Here is a 20,946-nt window from a genome sequence, read left to right as displayed (position 1 = left end):
CGCGAAAGCGCATCCCCGCTGCCCGACGCATCGGGAATACGATCGATGGAACCTCCACACGCCTATGCGCCGCGGATCTACTTCGTCCATTCCGTCCTCGTCGGGCCGCTCGACGCGTGGCCTGCCTGCTTTGCCCACGCGGCCTCGCTCGGCTTCGACCATGTGCTGATCGGGGCGCTGTTCGCGCCCGGCTCCTCCGGCGACGGCCGCATCGTCGCCGATCACGCACGCCTTCACCCGGTCTTCGAAACGTCGCAATCCGCCGACGAAGCGTTGCGCACCCTCGTGGACGCTGCGCGCGAACACGGCCTCACCCTGCTCGCCGACCTCACGCTCGACCGCTCAGCCGCCGACGGCGCGCTCTACGCCGCGCATGCCGAATGGTTCCATCCGTTCGAGCCCGAGGACGCGCGGCTCGACCCGCGCCACGGCCATCGCGAGGCCAACGTCGCCTATGCCGATTTCGAACGCGCGGCCGCCCCGCTCGCCGCCTGGTGGTCGCAGCGCATGATCGAACTGGTGCAGGCGGGGCTGGGCGGCTTTCGCATCGACTCGCCGCACCGCGTGCCTGCGGACGTGCTGCACGGCATCTTCGACGTCGTGCGCGAGCGCCAGCGCCACACGCGCTGGCTGGCCGCCACACCCGGCCTCGCGCGCACCGAAATCGCGCGCCTCGAAGGCGCGGGCTTCGACGCCGCGTTCTCGTCGCTGCGCTGGTGGGACTTCTCTTCGAGCTGGTTCGTGGAAGAGCATGAAGTGCTGCGCCGCGTGGGCTCGCCCGTGACGTTTCCCGAGGCGCCCTACGGCACGCGCTACGCGCACGACCAGGAAGGCGCCACGGACGCGCGCGCGGTCGAGCGCGCCTACCGGCGCATGCTGCGCGCCGCGGCGGCGTTCGGCACCGGCTGGCTCGTGCCGATGGGTTTCGAGTACGGCATTGCCGAAGCGGTGACCCACAGCGGCGGCAGCGCGGTGGCGTACAAGGAAGCGCAAGCGCACTCCCCATTCGATCTTTCTGCCGAGATTGCGCACGCCAACGCCTTGCAGCGCGAAACCTGGACGCTGCAGACCAACGGCGAGCTGCGTGCGCTGAACGGCCCGGGCGCCCCCATCATGGCCGTGCTGCGCGGCGACCGCGCCGATCTGCGCGATGCGGACGACGCCGTGCTCACGCTCGTCAACCCCGCGCTCGCCGCGCCCGTGCGCGTGAACATGGCGCGCCTTCTTGACGGCACGCCCGGCGGCTTCACGCGTTTCACGCCGCTCGACGCCGAGACGCTGCCTGGCGCGCGCACGGGCATGCCGCGCGACGCGAGCGCCGTGCCCGAGGCGTTCACGCTGCCCGCAGGCGCCTGCTGGATGTTCCGCGCGCTTGCGACGCCCCCGGTGGTGCTCGCGCCGCCCGAAGACATTGCGAAATCGCGCACGAGCGGTCACAAGAGCGTCGTGGAAGCGCTCGCCGCGCCGCGCATCGCCATCGAAAGCGTGACGCCTTCCGTCGACGAAGGCCGCTTCGTGGCCAAGCGCACCGTGGGCGAGCGCGTGGAGGTGCGCGCGGCGATCTTCGCCGACGGCCACGACCGCATCGACGCCGCCGTGCTCTGGCGCGCCGCCGACGAAACGGCCTGGCACGAGTCGCCGATGACCCCCGTGCAGCCCGCGGGCACCGACATGTGGAGCGGCCACTTCCCGCTCGAGCGCGTGGGCCGCTACGAATACGCGGTGATCGCGTGGCGCGACGACTTCGCCTCGCTCGCCGATCACGTGCAGAAAAAACGCGCGGCGAACCAGAGCGTCGATCTGGAGATGGAAGAAGCGAGCCGCCTCTTCGCGCTCGTGCTCGCGTGCGCCGAAACCTCCGACGCGCCCGACGAAGCCGGCGCCGTCCACGCGCGCACCTGCGCCGCGCTCGATGCCATCGTGCACCGCTTCGTGGGCGCCGACACCGACACGCGCTGCGCGCTGCTCGCCGCGCCGGCCACGGCGGCGGCCGTGCGCGCCGCGCATCACCGCCCGTTCCTCTCGCGCGACGAACACGTGCGGCGCGTGGACGCCGAACGCAGCGCCGCGCGCTTCGCGAGCTGGTACGAAATCTTCCCGCGCTCCATGAGCGACGACGAAAGCCGCCACGGCACCTTCGACGACGTGATCGCGAAGCTGCCGCGCATCCGCGACATGGGCTTCGACGTGCTGTATTTCCCGCCGATCCACCCCATCGGCCTCGCGAACCGCAAGGGCCGCAACAACGCGCTCAACGCGCAGCCCGGCGACGTGGGCAGCCCCTATGCGATCGGCGCGGCCGAAGGCGGCCACACGGCCATCCATCCGGAACTGGGCACGCTCGAAGACTTCTGCCGCATGCTGGCCGCTGCGCACGCGCACGGCCTCGAAATCGCGCTCGACTTCGCGGTCCAGTGCTCGCCCGATCACCCGTGGCTGAAGGCGCATCCCGGCTGGTTCGCGTGGCGCCCGGACGGCACGCTGCGCTACGCGGAAAATCCGCCGAAGAAGTACCAGGACATCGTGAACCCCGAGTTCTACGCGCACGATTCCAAGCCCGAGCTCTGGCTCGCGCTGCGCGATGCGATCCTGTTCTGGGTGGACACGGGCGTGCGCATCTTCCGCGTGGACAATCCGCACACGAAACCGCTGCCGTTCTGGGAGTGGATGATCGCCGACGTGCGCGCGCGCCATCCCGACGTGATCTTTCTTTCCGAGGCCTTCACGCGGCCGCGCCTCATGTACCGGCTCGCCAAGCTCGGCTTCTCGCAGTCGTACACGTATTTCACATGGCGCGAAAGCAAGCGCGACTTCACCGACTACCTCACGGAACTGACGCAAACGCCGGTGCGCGACTTCTACCGCCCGAACTTCTTCGTCAACACGCCCGACATCAATCCGCGCCATCTGCAAACCAGCGCGCGCGCGAGCTTCCTGATCCGCGCGGCGCTGGCCGCGACGCTCTCCGGCCTGTGGGGCGTCTATTGCGGGTTCGAGCTCTGCGAGGGCCGCGCATTGCCCAACAGCGAAGAATATCTGGACTCCGAAAAATACCAGCTGCGCGCATGGGACTGGAACCGGCACGGCAACATCGTCGCGGAGATCGCCGCGCTCAACCGCGTGCGGCGCGCGAATCCGGCCTTGCAAACGCATCTGGGCATCACCTTCCTCGAAGCGCGCAACGAGTGGATTCTGTGCTTCGAGAAGGCCACGCCCTCGCGCGAAAACGTGGTGATCGTGGCGATCAACCTCGATCCGTGGGGCGAACAGGGCGCGGATTTCGAGCTGCCCTGGCAGACTTTCCAGCACTGGCGCATCGACGACGGCGCGCCGCTTGCTGTCACCGACGAACTCACCGGCGAGCGCTTTGCGTGGCAGGGCCGCTGGCAGCACGTGCGCCTCGACCCGCACGCGCGGCCTTTTGCGATCTGGCGCATCGAACCCGCGCGCGGCCTGCCGCGCGAGGAGCCGCCGCCTGAAACGGACGAAACGCGCGTGGCGGGTCACCCCGAATTCGACGAGGACTTTCCGCCCGGAGGAGCGACATGAAACGCGATCCCGCCTCCCAGCAACCGCACGAACCCGAAACCGGCACGCCCGGCGAGCACGACCCGCACGAAGGCGGGCACGGCACGACGGCGGCGCAGCGGCGCGGCAAAGCCTCGCTGCTCACCGACGACCCGCACTGGTACAAGGACGCCATCATCTACCAGGTGCACGTGAAGTCGTTCTACGACGCGAACAACGACGGCGTGGGCGACTTCGCGGGCCTCTTCGCAAAGCTCGACTACATCGCGGGACTCGGCGTGACCGCTATCTGGCTGCTGCCGTTCTACCCGTCGCCGCGCCGCGACGACGGCTACGACATCGCCGACTACCGCAACGTGCACCCCGACTACGGCCAGCTCGCCGACGTGCGCCGCTTCATTCAGGAAGCGCACGCGCGCGGCATCCGCGTGATCACGGAGCTCGTCATCAACCACACGTCCGACCAGCATCCGTGGTTCCAGCGCGCGCGCCGCGCGAAGCCCGGCTCGAATCACCGCAACTACTACGTGTGGTCCGATACCGATGCGAAATACGCGGGCACGCGCATCATCTTCATCGACACCGAGCCTTCGAACTGGACCCACGACCCGGTGGCGGGCGCGTACTACTGGCACCGCTTCTACTCGCACCAGCCCGACCTGAACTTCGACAATCCGGCCGTGCTGCGCGAAGTGCTGCAGATCATGCGCTTCTGGCTCGACATGGGTATCGACGGGCTGCGGCTCGATGCCGTGCCGTATCTGGTGGAGCGCGAGGGCACCAACAACGAGAACCTGCCGGAGACCCACGCGATCCTCAAGCAGATCCGCGCGACCATCGACGCGCACTACCCCAACCGCATGCTGCTGGCCGAGGCGAACCAGTGGCCCGAAGACGTGCAGGAGTACTTCGGCAACGAAGACGAATGCCACATGGCGTTCCATTTCCCGCTCATGCCGCGCCTCTACATGGCGATCGCGAGCGAGGACCGCTTCCCGATCATCGACATCATGAAGCAGACGCCGGATCTGCCCGCTAGCTGCCAGTGGGCGATCTTCCTGCGCAACCACGACGAACTCACGCTGGAAATGGTCACCGACTCCGAGCGCGACTATCTCTGGAACACCTATGCGAGCGACCGGCGCGCGCGCCTGAACCTCGGCATACGGCGCCGTCTCGCGCCCCTCATGGAGCGCGACCGCCGCCGCATCGAGCTCATCAACTCGCTGCTGCTCTCCATGCCCGGCACGCCGGTCATCTACTACGGCGACGAACTCGGCATGGGCGACAACATTCACCTGGGCGACCGCGACGGCGTGCGCACGCCGATGCAATGGTCCTCGGACCGCAACGGCGGCTTCTCGCGCGCCGACCCCGAACAGCTCGTGCTGCCGCCGCTCATGGGCTCGCTCTACGGCTACGACGCGATCAACGTAGAGGCGCAGAACCGCGATCCGCATTCGCTGCTCAACTGGACGCGGCGCATGCTCGCCACGCGCCGCGCGAAGCAGGCGTTCGGCCGCGGCACGATCCGTTTCCTGCGTCCCGCCAACCGCAAGATCCTCGCGTACCTGCGCGAGATGCCGGGCGAGGCGCCCATCCTGTGCGTGGCGAATCTCTCGCGCGCGCCGCAGGCCGTCGAACTCGATCTTTCCGAATACGCGGGCACGGCGCCCATCGAAATGACGGCGGATTCCGTTTTTCCGCCCATCGGCCAGTTGCCCTATCTGCTCACGTTCCCACCGTACGGATTCCTGTGGTTCCTGCTGTGCTCGAGCAGCCAGCGCCCGGCATGGAGCCAGCCCGCGTCCGAGCAGTTGCCCGAATTCGTTACCGTGGTGATCCGCGAGGGGCAGGCGGGGCCGACACCCGAAAACGTGCGCCTGCTCGAATCGGAAGTGCTGCCCTCGTGGCTCTCGCGGCGGCGCTGGTTCGCCTCGAAGGACAAGCCGCTGAAAGCGGTGCGCCTCGCTGCGCTCACCACCATCCACGGCGCGGGCTTCGCCTTCACCGAAATCGAAGCCGAGCTTGGCGACGGCACGAGCGAGCGCTACGTACTGCCCATCGCGATCACCTGGGGCACCGATACGACGACGCCGCTGCATATCCAGCTCGCGCTCTCGCGCGTGCGCCGCGGCCGCACCATCGGCTACCTCACCGACGCGTTCTCGCTGCCGTGGTTCGCCTATGGCGTGCTGCACAAGCTGCGCGAACGCGCGGCCGTGACCACGGTGCAGCAGAGCGTGATCCACTTCCGGCCCACCGAAAGGCTCGACACGCTCGACCTGGGCGAAGCGCCCGAGATCCGCTGGCTCGCCGCCGAGCAGAGCAACAGCTCGCTCGTGATCGCCGAAGCGCTCGTGCTCAAGCTCGTGCGCCACCTCATGCCCGGCGTGCATCCCGAAGTGGAAATGTCGCGCTATCTCACGCGCCTCGGCTACGCGAACACGGCGCCGCTCTATGGCGAAGTGGTGCGCGTCGATCCGGCCGGCGTGCCGCACACGCTCGCCATCCTGCAAGGTTATATCGACAACCAGGGCGACGCGTGGGACTGGGCGCTCGACTATCTGCGGCGCGCGGTCGACGAACTGGCGCTCGCCGTGGACGACGGCGCCGCCGATCAGGCCCACGAGGAAGAAGCGATGCAGAGTTACAGCGCAGTGATCGGCACCATCGGCCGGCGGCTGGGCGAATTGCACGCGGCACTCGCCACGCCCACCGACGACCCCGCGTTCGCGCCCGTGGAAGCGACGCGCGACGACGTGCGCCACTGGATCGACGACACGAAAACCATGCTGATCGAAGCACTCGATATTCTCGAACGCCATACGTCGGGCAATGCGCACACGCTCGACGACGACAGCCGCGAACTCGCGCTCGGCCTGCTCGCGCGGCGCGACGCGCTGATCGATGCCGTTACGCATCGCGTGCCGCTCGATTCCACCGCGTGGCGCATTCGCATCCATGGCGACTTCCATCTGGGTCAGGTGCTGCTCGCGCAAGGCGACGCGTACCTGATCGACTTCGAAGGCGAACCCGCGCGGGCGCTCTCGTACCGCCGCGCGAAGGCGTGCCCCTTGCGCGACGTCGCAGGCCTGCTGCGCTCGCTCTCGTATGCGGGCGCCGCCGCGCAATCGACCACCGAAAGCGCACCGCAACAGACAGCCGACCGCAAGCGCACGCTCTTCGAGCGTTTTCGCGCGAATGCCGTCGAGGCGTTCCTCAGCCACTATCGCGCCGCCGTCACGGATGCCCCGCATCCGCTCGTGAGCGCCTCGCACGAGCAGGCGCTGCTCGACCTCTTCCTGATCGAGAAAGCGGCCTACGAGATCCGCTATGAGGCGGCGAACCGCCCCTCGTGGCTCGGCCTGCCGATACGCGGGCTCGCCGCGCTCGCGAGCCGCGTGCTGGGACCGACGGGCTCGCATCCCGCAGGAGGCGCCCATGGCTGACCACGCGAGCGATGCCGGCCTCTCTCCAGACGATATCGACGCCCTCGCCGGCGCCCGCCACGCGGACCCGTTTGCCGTGCTGGGCCCGCACGTGATCGACGGCACGCCCTACGTGCGCGCGTGGCTGCCCAACGCCACGCAGGTCCGGGTGCTCGCGCGCGATCGGGCCCATACGCTGGCCGAACTCACGCGCGTTCACCCGGCGGGCCTGTTCGCAGGCCCGGTTGCCGAATCCGTGCCGTACCGGCTCGAAATCGACTGGCAAGGCGTGGTGCAGGAAATAGAGGATCCCTATGCATTCGGTCCGCAGCTTTCGGAGGAAGCACTACGCCGGCTCGCCGACGGCGATCCGTATGCCGTGCTCGAATGCCTGGGCGCGCGGCCGCTGGAATGGGACGGCGTGCCCGGTGTGCGCTTTGCCGTGTGGGCGCCGAACGCGCGACGCGTTTCCGTGGTCGGCGATTTCAACGCATGGGACGGCCGCCGCCATCCCATGCGGCTGCGCTTCGAGGCCGGCGTCTGGGAGCTCTTCATTCCGCGCGTGGCCGCGGGCGCGCGCTACAAGTACGAGATCCTCGGCGCGCGCGGCGAGGTGCTGCCGCTCAAGGCCGACCCCTGTGCCCTGCAGACCGAAAGTCCGCCCGCCACGGCCTCGGTCGTCGCCCCCGTCGAAGCCCTCGACCACTACGCCTGGCGCGATCACGACTGGCTGCAAACGCGCGGCGAACGGCAGAGCGCGCGCAGCGCGCTCTCGATCTACGAAGTGCATGCGCCCTCGTGGCTACCGGCCCAAGGGGCCGACGCAGCGGCACCCGACTGGACCGCGCTCGCCGAACGCCTGATCCCCTACGCACAAGGGATGGGCTTCACGCATCTCGAACTGATGCCGGTGGCCGAGCACCCGTTCGGCGGATCGTGGGGCTACCAGCCGCTCTCGCAGTTCGCGCCCACGGCGCGCCTCGGCTCGCCGCTCGACTTCGCGGCGTTCGTGGACCGCGCCCACGAAGCCGGGCTCGGCGTGATACTCGACTGGGTGCCCGCGCATTTCCCGAACGACGCGCACGGCCTTATCGACTTCGACGGCACCGCGCTCTACGAGCACGCCGATCCCCGCGAAGGTTATCACCCCGACTGGAACACGATGATCTACAACCTCGGCCGTCGCGAGGTGAGCGCGTTCCTGATCGCGTCGGCGCTTGCGTGGCTCCTGCGCTATCACGTCGATGGCCTGCGCGTGGACGCGGTGGCCTCCATGCTGTACCGCGACTACTCGCGCAATGCCGGCGAGTGGGTGCCGAATATCTACGGCGGGCGCGAGAACCTCGAATCGATTGCTTTTCTCAAGCGCCTGAACCACGAAACGCAATACGTACCGCAGCGGCCCGGCGTCATCACCGTGGCCGAGGAATCGACAGCGTGGCCCGGCGTGAGCGCGCGGCCCGAAGACGGCGGCCTCGGCTTCCAGTTCAAGTGGAACATGGGCTGGATGCACGACACGCTGCGCTACATGCACGAAGACCCGATCCACCGCCGCTATCACCATCACGAAATGACGTTCGCCATGGTCTATGCGTGGTCGGAGCGCTTCGTGCTGCCGCTCTCGCACGACGAAGTCGTGCACGGCAAGGGGTCGCTGCTCGGCAAGATGCCCGGCGACCGCTGGCAGCGCTTCGCGAATCTGCGCGCGTATCTGGGCTTCATGTGGGCGCATCCGGGCAAGAAGCTGCTCTTCATGGGCGGCGAGTTCGGCCAGCTCGCGGAGTTCGATCACGACGGCACGCCGCACTGGCATCTGCTGGACGACCCGCTGCACCGCGGCGTGCAAACGCTGGTGCGCGATCTGAACGGCCTGTACACGGCCGAGCCGGCGCTCCACGTGCTGGACGCGGAGCCGGGCGGCTTCGAATGGCTCGTGGCCGACGACAGCGAAAACAGCGTGCTCGCGTGGCGGCGCGTGGACGGCTCGGGCCGCGAGATCGTGGCGGTGTGCAACTTCACGCCTGTGCCGCGCGAGGGCTACCGCATCGGCATGCCGCAACCGGGCCAGTGGGAAGAGGTCGTGAACACGGACGCCGCGATCTACGGCGGCTCGAACCGGGGCAACGGCGGCCAGATCGAAACGGAACCCGTGGCCAGCCACGGCAAGCCGCAGTCGGCGGCACTGGTGCTGCCGCCGCTCGGCACGCTCTATTTCCGTCTGCGCAGATAACGAATGCATGCCCGAACAAGAACATCAGGATAACGATGCAATACGAAGAACAACGAATGGGGCACTGCCATGGCTAACGGCATGCCCGATCGCCTGCAGCCGGGTTCGCCGTGGCCGCTCGGCGCGACGTGGGACGGGCTCGGCACCAATTTCGCCGTGTTTTCGGCCCACGCCTGGCGCATCGAGGTGTGCCTGTTCGACCGCACGGGGCGCAAGGAACGCATGCGTTACACACTGCCGGAATGCACCGACGAAGTCTGGCACGGCTACCTGCCCGGCGCGCATCCGGGTACGGTATACGGCCTGCGCGCACACGGCCCATACCAGCCGCAACAAGGTCATCGCTTCAATCCGCACAAGCTGCTGCTCGACCCCTATGCACGGCGACTCGTCGGCCAGTTCCGCTGGTCCGATACGCTCTACGGCTATCGCGTGCATTCGAACCGCGCCGACCTTTCGCTGGAGCGCCGCGACTCCGCGCCCGCCATGCCCAAGGCAATGGTGGTGGCCGACACCTTCGACTGGTCGCAGGACGTGCGCCCCCACGTGCCCTGGGGCAAGACCGTAATCTTCGAAACGCATCTGCGCGGCATCTCGATCCTGCGCCACGATCTTCGCGCGCATACGCGCGGGACTTTCGCGGGGCTCGCGAATCCGCACTTCATCGACCATCTGCACAAGCTGGGCGTCACCGCCGTCGAACTGCTGCCCGTGCACGCGTTCATGAACGAACGCTTTCTCGTGGAGCGCGGCCTGCGCAACTACTGGGGCTACAACAGCGCCGCGTTCTTCGCGCCGGAGCCCTCGTACCTGGGCGGCTACGATCCCGACATGATGCGCATTGCCGTGCGCCAGTTGCACGCGGCCGGCATCGAGGTCTTTCTCGACGTGGTCTACAACCACACCTGCGAAGGCGGCGAAACCGGCCCCACGGTCTCGTGGCGCGGCCTCGACAACGCCAGCTATTACCGCGTCGTGCCCGGCGACGAGCGCCACTTCATCAACGACACGGGCGTCGGCAACACGCTGAACCTCTCGCATCCGCGCGTACTGCAGATGGTGACCGATTCGCTGCGCTACTGGGCCAGCTCCTACCGCATCGACGGCTTTCGCTTCGACCTGGGCGTCACGCTCGGCCGCGAGGCCCACGGCTTCGACCCGGGAAGCGGCTTCTTCGATGCACTGCGCCAGGACCCGGTGCTCTCGCAATGCAAGCTGATTTCCGAACCGTGGGACGTGGGTCCGGGCGGCTATCAACTGGGCAATCATCCGCCCGGCTTCTCCGAATGGAACGACCGCTTTCGCGACAGCGTGCGCCGCTTCTGGCGCGGCGACCCGCACCAGCGGCCCGAACTCGCCGCGCGGCTCACGGGGTCGGCGGACCTCTTCGACAAACGCAAGCGGCGGCCATGGGCGTCGATCAACTTCGTCACCTCGCACGACGGCTTCACGCTCGCCGACGTGGTGGCATACGATCGCAAACATAACGAGGCCAACGGCGAGGACAACCACGACGGCCACAACGAAAACTGGAGCGCGAACTGGGGCGTGGAAGGCGCAACCGACGACCCCGCCATCGTCGATACGCGCGCCCGTGTGGCACGCTCGATGCTTGCCACGCTCTTCATCGCGCTCGGCACGCCGATGCTGCTCGCGGGCGACGAAGCCTGCCGCACGCAGCGCGGCAACAACAATGCCTACTGCCAGGACAACGAGATTTCGTGGGTGGACTGGACGCTCGCCGCCTCGCCCGAAGGCGAGGCGATGACGGCGTTCGCCGCGCGCGCCATCGCGCTGCGCCGGGATCACCCCTTGCTGCGCGAAACACGTTTTCTGTTTGGCGAGCGCGAAGTGCTGCCCGAGGTGCACGACATCGACTGGTTCGACGAACGCGGCGAACCGCTTTCGCCCGAAGCCTGGCAAGACCCCGAAGGCCGCGCGCTCGTCATGCGGCGCGCGGGGCCGGGCCTCGACGGCGAAATAGAAGTATTGTTAATCATGCTGAACGCGGCGCCCGCCGCCATCGCGTTCTCGGCGCCCGCGCCGTCCATGCAGTGGGACGTGCTGCTCGACAGCGCCCACCCCGAGGACCCGCCGCACAGATTGCCTCGCGCCACCTTCGAAGTGGCTGCGCACACGATCGCGGTGCTGGGCGCATGGCCCACGCGCAAGAGCGCGCACGAGGCGACCGCGCACGAGCCGGCGCTGCGCGACGAGGCACCGCCGCCGCCCGATCCAAGGACGATGGCCGGCACCGCGGCGGCATCGTCTGCGGCGACTACCGGCGGAACTACCGGATAGCAACAGGAATTCGTCATGTCTGCGACTTCAACCCATCCTCACGCGCGCCACTACATGCATTGCCTGCCGTTCGGCGCGCAGCTCACCGGCGCATCGCGCGCGCAGCCGCGCACGCGTTTTCGCTTCTGGGCGCCTTCGTCGCGCACGGCCCAGGTGGTGTTCGAACGCATGCCCGGCGACACACCGCTGCCGGCGCCCCTCGACATGACCCCCACCGGCAATGGCTGGTTCGAGGCCGAAGCGCCCTGCGGGCCCGGCACGCGCTATCGCTATCGCATCGAGGGCGGCGAGGCCGTGCCCGACCCCGCCTCGCGCTTCCAGCCCGAAGGCGTGCACGGGCCGAGCGAAGTGCTCGATCCGCGCGCCTACGCCTGGCAGCACGCGCAATGGCTGGGCCGCCCCTGGGAAGACACGGTGCTCTACGAACTGCACGTCGGCGCGCTGGGGGGGTATCGGGGCGTGACCGAACGGCTCCCGGCGCTCGCGGAACTGGGCGTAACGGCCGTCGAACTGATGCCGCTGAACGATTACGTGGGCGAGCGCGGCTGGGGCTACGACGGCGTACTCCCCTACGCGCCGCACGCAGCCTACGGCAGCCCCAACGAACTGAAAGCGCTCGTCGATACCGCGCATGGTCTCGGCCTGCAGGTCTTCATCGACGTCGTGTACAACCATTTCGGCCCGGACGGCAACTGGCTCGGCCAGTACGCGAAGCCGTTTTTCCGCGCGGATGTGAAAACGCCGTGGGGCGACGCACTCGACTTCGACCGTTTCGAGGTACGCGACTTCTTCTGCGACAACGCGCTCTACTGGCTCACGGAATATCGCTTCGACGGGCTGCGCATCGACGCCGCCCATGCCATCGGCAACGTGCCCTGGCTGCGCGAACTGGCCGACCAGGTGCACGCGCGCGTGGAGAGCGGCCGCCACGTGCATCTCGTGCTGGAGAACGAGCACAACGCGGCGAATCTGCTCGAATGCCATTTCGACGCGCAATGGAACGACGACGCGCATCACACGCTGCATGTGCTTCTGACCGGCGAAAGCGAGGGCTACTATCGCGCGTTCTCGCAGCATCCCATCCGCCAGCTCGCGCGCGTACTGGCCGAAGGCTTCGCCTATCAGGGCGACCCCTCGCCGGTTCACGAAGGGCAGCCGCGCGGCGAGCCGAGCGCGCATCTGCCGCCCACGGCCTTCGTGGTGTTCCTGCAGAACCACGACCAGATCGGCAACCGCGCCTTCGGCGAACGGCTGCGAGCCCTGTGCCGCGACGACGACGCGCTGCGCGCGGCCACGGCGCTCTACCTGCTCACGCCGCAGATTCCCATGCTGTTCATGGACGAAGAATACGGCTCCGTTCAGCCGTTCCAGTACTTCACCGCCTACACGGGCACGCTCGCCGACGCGGTGCGCGAAGGGCGCCGCCGCGAGTTCGCAGCGTTCGGCGCGTTCGCCGATCCCGCGCGGCGCGAGCAGATTCCCGATCCGAACGATCGGCAGACCTTCGTGAATTCGTCGCCGGCGCTCGATACGCGCCTCGACGCCGAGCGCCTCGAATGGATGCACTTCTACAAGTCGGCGCTTGCGGTGCGCGCCCATCTGCTGATGCCGCGCCTGAAGCACGCGCGCGCGCTCGGCGCCACCGTGCTCGCCGACGACGCGGGCAACGACCTCGCGGCGCTGGTCGCGCGCTGGCGCCTCGCCGACGGCGCGGTGCTCGCGATCGCGCTGAATCTCGGCCACGAAGGCGTGCCGTTCGACCACGAGCCGGACGGCATGGTGGTGTTCGAAACGCCGCCGCGCGCGCGCGATTGCGTCGCCAACGGCGTGCTGCCCGCCTACGCTACGCTGGCGTGGCTGACCGGCGACGTGCCGGAGTACGCGAGCCATCACGACGCCCGCATCGTCCATCGTGAGGAGCCCGTATGAATACGGCGCGCCGGACGGAAACACTCGCAGGACTCGCCACGCGTGCCGGCTTCGAGGTCGAATGGGCCGACGCGCATGGCGTCATGCAGCGCGTGCCCGACAGCACGCTCGAGGCGCTGCTCGAATGCGCGGGACTGCCGTGCGCGAGCGCGACGCAGTTGCGCCAGAGCGCGGCGCTCCTCAACGCGGAGCAATCGGCGCGGCGCCTGCCGCCGCTCGTCACGGCCGAATACGAGAGCGCGATTGCACTGCCGGCTTCGGCCGTGCGCTCGGGCAGCCACTACCGCATCGAACTGGAGAGCGGCGAGCGCATCGAGGGCCGCTTCACGTCGCCGCGGGGAGAGACCGCGCTGCTCGCGCCGCTCAGCGAGCCCGGTTATCACACGCTGTTCGTGAACGACCATCACCTCACGCTCGCCGTGGCGCCCCCGCACTGCCCTACGATCGCCGACGCCTGGCGCGCGCGTCATGGCGCAGCCGGACAGGTTCCCGCGCTCTGGGGCGTCGCCGCGCAACTCTACGGGCTGCGGCGCAAGGGCGACGGCGGCATCGGCGACTATACGGCGCTCGCCACGCTCGCGGTGCACAGCGCGCGGCACGGCGCACAGGCGCTGGCCGTGAGCCCCACGCATGCGATGTTCAGCGCACAGGCCGGCCATTTCAGCCCCTATGCCCCTTCCTCGCGGCTCTGGCTGAACGTCACGCACATCGACCCGGCTGCACTGTTCGGCGCGCAGGCGGCACACGAAGCTTGTGCCGCGGTTCACGCGGAAGCCGCCTTGCAGGAGCTCGAAGCGTTGCCGCAAATCGACTGGAAACGCGCCGTGCCGCTCAAGCTCCAGGTCTTGCGCGCGCTCTTCGAACGCTTCGAGAAAGAAGAACGCGCGAGCGACTCGCCGCGCGCCGCTGCCTTCGAAGCCTTCTGCGCGCGCGGCGGCGAATCGCTCGAAGATCACGCGCGTTTCGAAGCCCTCCAGGCTTCGATGCTGGCCAGTCCCGGCGGAGCGGCGCATTGGCGCGACTGGCCGGCCGGCCTGCGCGATCCGCGCAGCCCCGAGGTGGCCGCGTTCGCGGCCGCGAACCGCCGCGAAGTCGATTTCCACCGCTTTCTGCAATGGCTCGCCGCAGAAGGACTCGGGCGCGCGCAGCAGGACGCGCGCGAGGCGGGCATGGCGATCGGCCTCGTCGCCGATCTCGCGGTGGGCTGCGACGGCGCGGGCAGTCACGCGTGGTCGCTGCCGCAGGATATGCTCCAGCGCGTTTCGGTCGGCGCGCCGCCCGATATCTTCAACCAGGCCGGCCAGAGCTGGGGACTCACCACGTTCTCGCCGCGCGCGATGCACAACAACGGCTTTCGCGCCTTCATCGACATGCTGCGCGCCGCGTTCGTCCACGCGGGCGGGGTGCGCATCGACCATATTCTCGGCCTGCGGCGCCTGTGGCTCGTGCCCGAAGGCGAAAGCGCGAAACACGGCGCGTATCTGCGCTATCCGTTCGAGGATCTCGTGCGGCTCATCGCGCTCGAATCGTGGCGGCATCGCGCCATCGTGATCGGCGAAGACCTCGGCACCGTGCCGCCCGGCCTGCGCGAGCGGCTCGCCTCGCATGCGCTCTACGGCATCCGCGTGCTCTGGTTCGAACGCGACGGCAACGCGTTTCTCGCGCCGCCGCGCTGGGACACGAACGGTGTCGCCACCACCACCACGCACGATCTGCCGACGGTGGCCGGCTGGTGGCGCGGACTCGATATCGACTGGCGCAACCGCATCGGCCAGACGCTGCCGCGCGCGGACGGCCGCGATCCGGTCGCGCTGGCCCACGCGGAACGCGACGCCGACCGCCACGCGCTCTGGCACGCGCTCCAGCAAGCAGGCTTCGCCCCGCACGATGAAGGACCGCCGCCGCCGGAGCGCGCGCCGGTCGAAGGCGCGCTCGGCTACGTGGCCGCCACCGCGAGCCCGCTCGCGACCTGTCCGCTCGAAGACCTGCTCGGGCTCGCGGAACAACCCAACCTGCCGGGCTCGATCGACGAACACCCGAACTGGCGCCAGCGCCTGCCGCTCCCCGTCGATCTGCTCTACGCGAACCCTGCGTTCGCGGCACGCGTGGAAACGGTGGTCCGCGCGCGCGAAGCAGCCACGGCAGCGGCAGCCGCAGCGGTACCTCCGGCCGATCCCACCGCCTGCGGCACGCCCGCCGCGCCGCCCACCGGCCCGACGCCATGACCTACCCGCGCGCGACGCTGCGGCTGCAGCTCAATCACGACTTCACGTTCGACGACGCGCTCGCGCAACTCGACTACTTCGCAGCGCTCGGCGTGAGCCATCTCTACACCTCGCCCATCACAACGGCGCAGCCCGGCTCGATGCACGGCTACGACACCGTCGATTACGGCACCGTGAGCGCGGAGCTGGGCGGCGAGGCGGGATTGCGGCGCCTCGCCGCCAAGGTGCACGAGCGCGGCATGGGCCTCATCGTCGACATCGTGCCCAATCACATGGGCGTGGGCGGCTCGCACAACGCATGGTGGCTCGACATCCTCGAATGGGGACGGCATAGCGCCTTCGCGCGCCACTTCGACGTGGACTGGCATTCGCCCGATCCCGCGCTGCGCGGCAAGGTGCTGATGCCTTTTCTCGGCGCGCAGTATGGCGAGGAACTGGCAGCGGGCCGCATCGAACTGAAATTCGACGCGCGCGACGGGCGCTTCATCATTGCCTATGGCCCGCATGTGTGCCCGGTCTGCCCGACCGACTATGCGGCGCTCCTGCAGTCGGCGAACCGCGCCGATCTCGACGCGCTCGCGGCCCCCTTCCAGGGCCTCACCACCCAGCCCGACGACCAGCCTCGCGCGGCGGCCGCGCGCGACGCGCTGCGCGCCTTCGTCGAGCGCAACGGCACGGACGCCATCGATTCCCTGCTGGAAGGCTATGCGGGCGCGGACCCGGTGCCGCGCGACCGCCTGCACCGCCTGCTCGAACGCCAGCATTACCGGCTCGCCTGGTGGCGCACCGCAACCGACGAGGTGAACTGGCGGCGCTTTTTCGACATCAGCGCGCTGGCCGGCGTGCGCGTGGAACGCCACGACGTGTTCGAAGCCGTGCACAAACTCGTATTCCGTCTCTACGCGGACGGCGTGATCGACGGACTGCGCATCGATCATATCGACGGGCTTGCCGATCCGCGCGAATACTGCGAGCGCCTGCGCCAGCGATTAGTGCCGCTGCGCGCGACGCTGCCGTATATCGTGGTGGAAAAGATTCTCGCGCGCGGCGAAGCGTTGCGCGCCGACTGGCCCGTACAAGGCACCACGGGCTACGACTTCATGAACGACGTGGGCGCGTTGCTGCACGACCCGGCGGGCGCGGCGCCGCTGGGGGAAACGTGGGCGTCGATCAGCGGCTCGGAGGCTTCGTTTGCGCGCGTGGCGCTCGAGGCGCGCCGCGAGATACTCGCCGCGTATCTGGCCGCCGAACTGGACCACGCGGCACGCGCCCTGCACCGCATCGCGCGCGAGCAAATCACCACGCGCGATTACACCTATGCGAGCGTGCATCGCGTAGTCGCGCAGCTCGCCATGCACTGTCCCGTCTATCGCATCTATCCCGCGAACGGCTTGCGCGGACCGATCGACAACCGCTATTTCGATGTGGCGCTCGATGCGGCGCGCGCTGCGCTGCCGCGCGCGAATCGCGCCGTGCTCGATCAGATCGATGCGTGGCTCGGCGCGCGCTCGCCCGATACGGCGGCGCAAACGGGCGACGCGGCGACGAACGTCAAGCCGCAGCGCACGCAAAACGCGGCGCAGAATGCAGCGAGCAAGGGCCCCATCGCCAGGAGCACGGCCAACGGCGGGCCGCCGAATGCACCGCTCAGCCATGCGCTCATCGCGCAACGCACCGCGCTCGCGCTGTTCTCGCAACTCACTGCGCCGCTCGCGGCGAAGGCGAACGAGGACACCGCGCTCTACCGCTACGGCCGCCTGCTCTCGCGCAACGAAGTGGGCGCGGACCCGGACGACTTCGCCCGCAGCGTCGAAGCATTCCATGCCGCCAACGCTGAGCGCCAACGTTGCGCGCCTTACGCGCTGCTCGCCACGGCAACGCACGACCACAAGCGCGGCGAAGACGTGCGCGCGCGCCTCGCCGTGCTGAGCGAGCTGCCCGTGGAGTGGAGCGCGGCGCTGCGCGCCTGGTCCACGCTGAATCTGCCTCACCGCCGCAACGACGCTGCGGGCAGCACCGATTGGGCACCGGGCCCCGCCGCGGAAGCGATGCTCTACCAGACGCTCGCGGGCTGCTGGCCACCCGGCCTCGACCCCGGCGACGCGGCCGGCGTGCGCGCATTCGCCGAACGCATCGCCCAGTGGCAATTGAAGGCCTTGCGCGAAGCGAAGCGGCGCACGAACTGGCTTTCGCCGGACGAAACCTATGAATCGGACTGCCAGGCATTTTTGTTCGATATCCTCGCCCCGCAGCGCCGCGACGGCTTCCTGCGCGAACTCGCCGGATTCGTCGCGCGTATCGCGCCCGCCGGGGCGCTCAATGCGCTGCTGCAAACCACGCTGCGCCTCACGTCGCCGGGCGTGCCCGATCTCTACCAGGGCACGGAGCTCTGGGACTTCAGCCTCGTCGATCCGGACAATCGCCGGCCCGTGGATTACGCCGCGCGCGCAGCGGCCCTCGACGACGCACCGCCCGCCACGAAACTCGCGCACTGGCGCGATGGCCGGGTGAAGTTCGCCACGCTGCGGCGCCTCCTTGCCCTGCGCGCACGCGCTCCGGAATTGCTGCGCGAAGGCGCTTATGTGCCGCTCGAAGTGCGCGGCGAAGGTGCGGCGCATCTCATCGCATTCGCGCGCCGCCATCGCGATTCCTGGGCGGTGATCGTCGGCACGCGACTCGCCGCCGCTTTGCTGGACGGCGACGTGCCGCTCGTTACGCCGCAGCGCTGGGGCGACACCGCGGTCGTCTTGCCGGAGGGGCTATCGGCACCTCAATGGCACGACTGGCTAAGCGACACGACGCAAACCGCCAGCGAAGAAAATCTGCTGCCCGTGCGCGACCTGCTCGCGGCGCTACCCGTTGCCGTGCTGTCGAATCTCGCGCCATCGTCGGCATGACTGCGCCGCCGATGGCGCTCGCTCAACCGCCTTCGTCCACGAGTCCCTTGGGATAGATGCGCACGAGCACGATGCGCGGCCCCTTCATCTTCTTCACGACGATGTCGAAGTGCGGGAACGACACGCGCTGCCCCTCGGTGGGCAGGTCGTTGAGCGCGTGAATCACGAGACCGCCCACCGACTCCGCGCGCCCTTCGTCGATGTCGATGCCGAGCGCCTGCTCCAGCGACACCACGGGCAAGCTCCCGCGGCCCATCAGCGTGCCGTCGTCCATGCGTGTCCAGTCCGTATCGGCCTGATGGAATTCGTCGTGAATCTGGCCCACCAGCGCGCCCAGCAGATTGTCGAGCGTGAGAAAGCCGTTGGGCCTTGCGCCCTTGCGCCCCACCAGCGCGAAATGCGGCGCCCCCTTGCGAAAACGCCTGAAAAGCGCGAGCGCGGGGGCTTCGGGCTTCACGTACTGCACCGGACGCACGAACTTGCCGAGATCGTCGAGCGCGTGGCCCGCCTCGCGGGCCAGCAGCAGATCCTTCAGATGAATGAGCCCCGCCACGCGCTCGCCCGTGGCGTCCTCGAACAGCGGATAGCGGCTGAAACGATGGCGCGCGACGATCTGCATGTTCTCGGCGAGCGGCAAGTCGCGCCGCAGGCCCACCATTTCGTGCAGCGGCCGCATGAGGTCCGAGACGGTCATGCGCGAAAAGTCGAGCGAATGCGCGAGCGTGTTCCATTCGTCGGCGCTATAGGCGTTCGCCGCGGCGGAGAGCGCAGGAAAGCGGGCGCCGTTCGCGCCATCCGCGGCATGCGCCGCATCGGCTTCGGCCTGGGCCGCGGCGCGGCGGCTGCGCAGGATGAGCTTCAGTTCGTCGGTCGAATAGTGGGAATCCGGGCCATGCTCCGAGGCCAGGCCCGCGAGGCGCAGCACGGCGTTCGCGCTTCGGTTGAGCGCCCAGATCGCCGGATACATGGCCCAGTAGAAGCCATAGAGCGGCGCGGCCGTCCACAGCGAAATCTTTTCGGATTCGCGGATCGCAAGCGACTTCGGCGCGAGCTCGCCCACCACGATATGCAGAAAGGAAATCACCGTGAAGGCGAACACGAGCGAGACGGCGTGAATCACCTCGGGCGATTGCACGCCGAAGAGCTCGAACAGCGGCGAAAGCAGCTTCGCGAAAGCCGGTTCGCCGATCCAGCCGAGGCCGAGCGACGCGAGCGTAATGCCGAGCTGGCAGGCAGACAGATACGCATCGAGCTGGCCGTGCACCTTCGCAAGCAGCTTGCCGCGCAGGCCGTGCTGCGCCGCGAGGCTTTGCACGCGCGTCTGCCGCAGCTTGACGAGACCGAATTCGGCGGCCACGAAAAAACCGTTGAGGGCAACCAGCAGCAGCGCGCCGACGAGGGCGATAACCTGGATCAAGACAGAGGGCTCCGGGGTGGCGAAGCGATCAGTATAAGGCGCGGCCGCCCTCTGGCCGTCGGATCAGCCCCCCGGGATACTCAAACTGAGCGCGGCCGCTTCGCCGTCCAGGAGCGGCAGTTGCTCGAATTTCCCGCCGTGCGCCTCGGCCACGCGCTGGCACAGCGCCAGCACCCAGGCGTGGCGCCCGGTCTCCTGCGGCTCGCTCGCCTGCACCCGCGCGAACGGTTCGAGCAGATGGGCCAGCGCATCGTCGGTGAGCGCCGCCGGCGTCGCGCGCCACTTCACGTCGAACTGGGCGGCGTTGGCCGCCGCGCTCACGTCCAGCACCACGCTCGCGCCCTGCGCGCTCGTCTCCACGGCGAAGGTCAGCATCAGCCAGAGCGCCTGTGCAATGCGTTCGCGGTCGCCGTCGAGCGTCGCGCCCGTCGGCGTGCCCTGCACGGCCAGCGTGACGCCCCGGGCATCGGCAAGCGCGATGCGCACGTCATCGACGGTTTCGTCGATCAGCGTATCGAGCGCGAACGGCGCCCGGTCGATCGCCAGCTTGCGCGTTTGCGCACGCGTCTTGTCCACGAGCGATTCGAGCAGCTGGACCTGCTGATCCACGCCCGTGCGGATGCCGCCGAGCGCGCGCTGCGCCGCCGCATCCACGGCATCGATCTTGCGCTCGAGCACGTAGGCCCAGCTATGGATCGCGTTCAACGGGCTGCGCAGATCGTGCGACACGCGCGCGAGCACGTGGTCGCGCATGAACAGCGCGGTTTCGGCGCACAGTCTTGCTGTGCGTTCAGATCGCGAATCGGAATTCGACGCCATGGGTTTCCTCGTCTCTCGCCCGCAGGCGGGGCGCACCCGGGCGGGTTCGTGCTCCGGGCCCGCGCACAGTCGCGCATGGCAGGCCCAGCCTTGCGCCCGGCCTCCCCGGGCCGGGCGAGCCCTCATTATAGGCAGGCGCGCCAAAGCGCCTGCCGGCAACGCGCACGTC

Annotated in this window: 9 protein-coding genes; 7 read left to right on the top strand and 2 right to left on the bottom strand. The window is 68.8% G+C overall.

From position 1 onward, the window contains the following. Positions 1 to 45 precede the first annotated feature (45 nt). The 7 genes from U5760_RS14230 (at position 46) to treY (ending at position 18,541) form a co-directional block, all read left to right on the top strand. A complete protein-coding gene (locus U5760_RS14230; protein ID WP_322012573.1) occupies positions 46 to 3,549 on the top strand; it encodes an alpha-1,4-glucan--maltose-1-phosphate maltosyltransferase in 3,504 nt (1,167 codons plus the stop codon). After that, entirely contained in the window at positions 3,546 to 6,980 is a 3,435-nt protein-coding gene (gene treS, locus U5760_RS14225; protein WP_322012571.1) for a maltose alpha-D-glucosyltransferase, read from the top strand. Before U5760_RS14230 ends, treS begins: the two co-directional genes overlap by 4 nt. Next, a complete protein-coding gene (glgB, locus tag U5760_RS14220; protein WP_322012570.1) occupies positions 6,973 to 9,189 on the top strand; it encodes a 1,4-alpha-glucan branching protein GlgB in 2,217 nt (738 codons plus the stop codon). The genes treS and glgB overlap by 8 nt, the downstream gene beginning before the upstream one ends. A 69-nt stretch (positions 9,190 to 9,258) precedes the next feature. After that, positions 9,259 to 11,490, top strand: coding sequence for a glycogen debranching protein GlgX (glgX, locus tag U5760_RS14215; protein WP_322012568.1), 2,232 nt, complete (start codon positions 9,259 to 9,261; stop codon positions 11,488 to 11,490). A gap of 15 nt (positions 11,491 to 11,505) precedes the next feature. Continuing rightward, positions 11,506 to 13,419 (top strand): malto-oligosyltrehalose trehalohydrolase, encoded by a 1,914-nt coding sequence (treZ, locus tag U5760_RS14210; RefSeq protein WP_322012566.1) that lies wholly within the window; start codon positions 11,506 to 11,508, stop codon positions 13,417 to 13,419. Beyond that, positions 13,416 to 15,644, top strand: a complete 2,229-nt coding sequence (gene malQ / locus U5760_RS14205; protein WP_322012564.1) for a 4-alpha-glucanotransferase — start codon at positions 13,416 to 13,418, stop codon at positions 15,642 to 15,644. The genes treZ and malQ overlap by 4 nt, the downstream gene beginning before the upstream one ends. After that, positions 15,641 to 18,541 carry a malto-oligosyltrehalose synthase gene (gene treY / locus U5760_RS14200; RefSeq protein WP_322012562.1) on the top strand — a complete coding sequence of 967 codons (2,901 nt, stop codon included), beginning with the start codon at positions 15,641 to 15,643 and terminating at the stop codon, positions 18,539 to 18,541. Before malQ ends, treY begins: the two co-directional genes overlap by 4 nt. 22 nt (positions 18,542 to 18,563) lie before the next feature. Here the strand turns inward: treY and U5760_RS14195 are convergent, their stop codons facing one another. Beyond that, positions 18,564 to 19,958: a hemolysin family protein gene (locus U5760_RS14195; protein WP_322012561.1), complete on the bottom strand. Its 1,395-nt coding sequence runs from the start codon at positions 19,956 to 19,958 to the stop codon at positions 18,564 to 18,566. Positions 19,959 to 20,021: 63 nt separating this feature from the next. Beyond that, positions 20,022 to 20,777, bottom strand: a complete 756-nt coding sequence (locus tag U5760_RS14190; protein WP_322012559.1) for a HAMP domain-containing sensor histidine kinase — start codon at positions 20,775 to 20,777, stop codon at positions 20,022 to 20,024. Positions 20,778 to 20,946: the final 169 nt, after the last annotated feature.

Origin of the sequence: Paraburkholderia sp. J12 (assembly GCF_905220215.1) — a bacterium.
Taxonomy (GTDB): Bacteria; Pseudomonadota; Gammaproteobacteria; order Burkholderiales; family Burkholderiaceae; genus Paraburkholderia.
This window is presented reverse-complemented; position numbering and strand designations above follow the sequence as displayed.

Excerpts from the sequence above, each read along its gene's own strand:
- U5760_RS14230 (WP_322012573.1), top strand. The coding sequence starts at position 46 with ATGGAACCTCCACACGCCTATGCGCCGCGGATCTACTTCGTCCATTCC.
- treS (WP_322012571.1), top strand. The coding sequence starts at position 3,546 with ATGAAACGCGATCCCGCCTCCCAGCAACCGCACGAACCCGAAACCGGC.
- glgB (WP_322012570.1), top strand. The coding sequence starts at position 6,973 with ATGGCTGACCACGCGAGCGATGCCGGCCTCTCTCCAGACGATATCGAC.
- glgX (WP_322012568.1), top strand. The coding sequence starts at position 9,259 with ATGGCTAACGGCATGCCCGATCGCCTGCAGCCGGGTTCGCCGTGGCCG.
- treZ (WP_322012566.1), top strand. The coding sequence starts at position 11,506 with ATGTCTGCGACTTCAACCCATCCTCACGCGCGCCACTACATGCATTGC.
- malQ (WP_322012564.1), top strand. The coding sequence starts at position 13,416 with ATGAATACGGCGCGCCGGACGGAAACACTCGCAGGACTCGCCACGCGT.
- treY (WP_322012562.1), top strand. The coding sequence starts at position 15,641 with ATGACCTACCCGCGCGCGACGCTGCGGCTGCAGCTCAATCACGACTTC.
- U5760_RS14190 (WP_322012559.1), bottom strand. The coding sequence starts at position 20,777 with ATGGCGTCGAATTCCGATTCGCGATCTGAACGCACAGCAAGACTGTGC.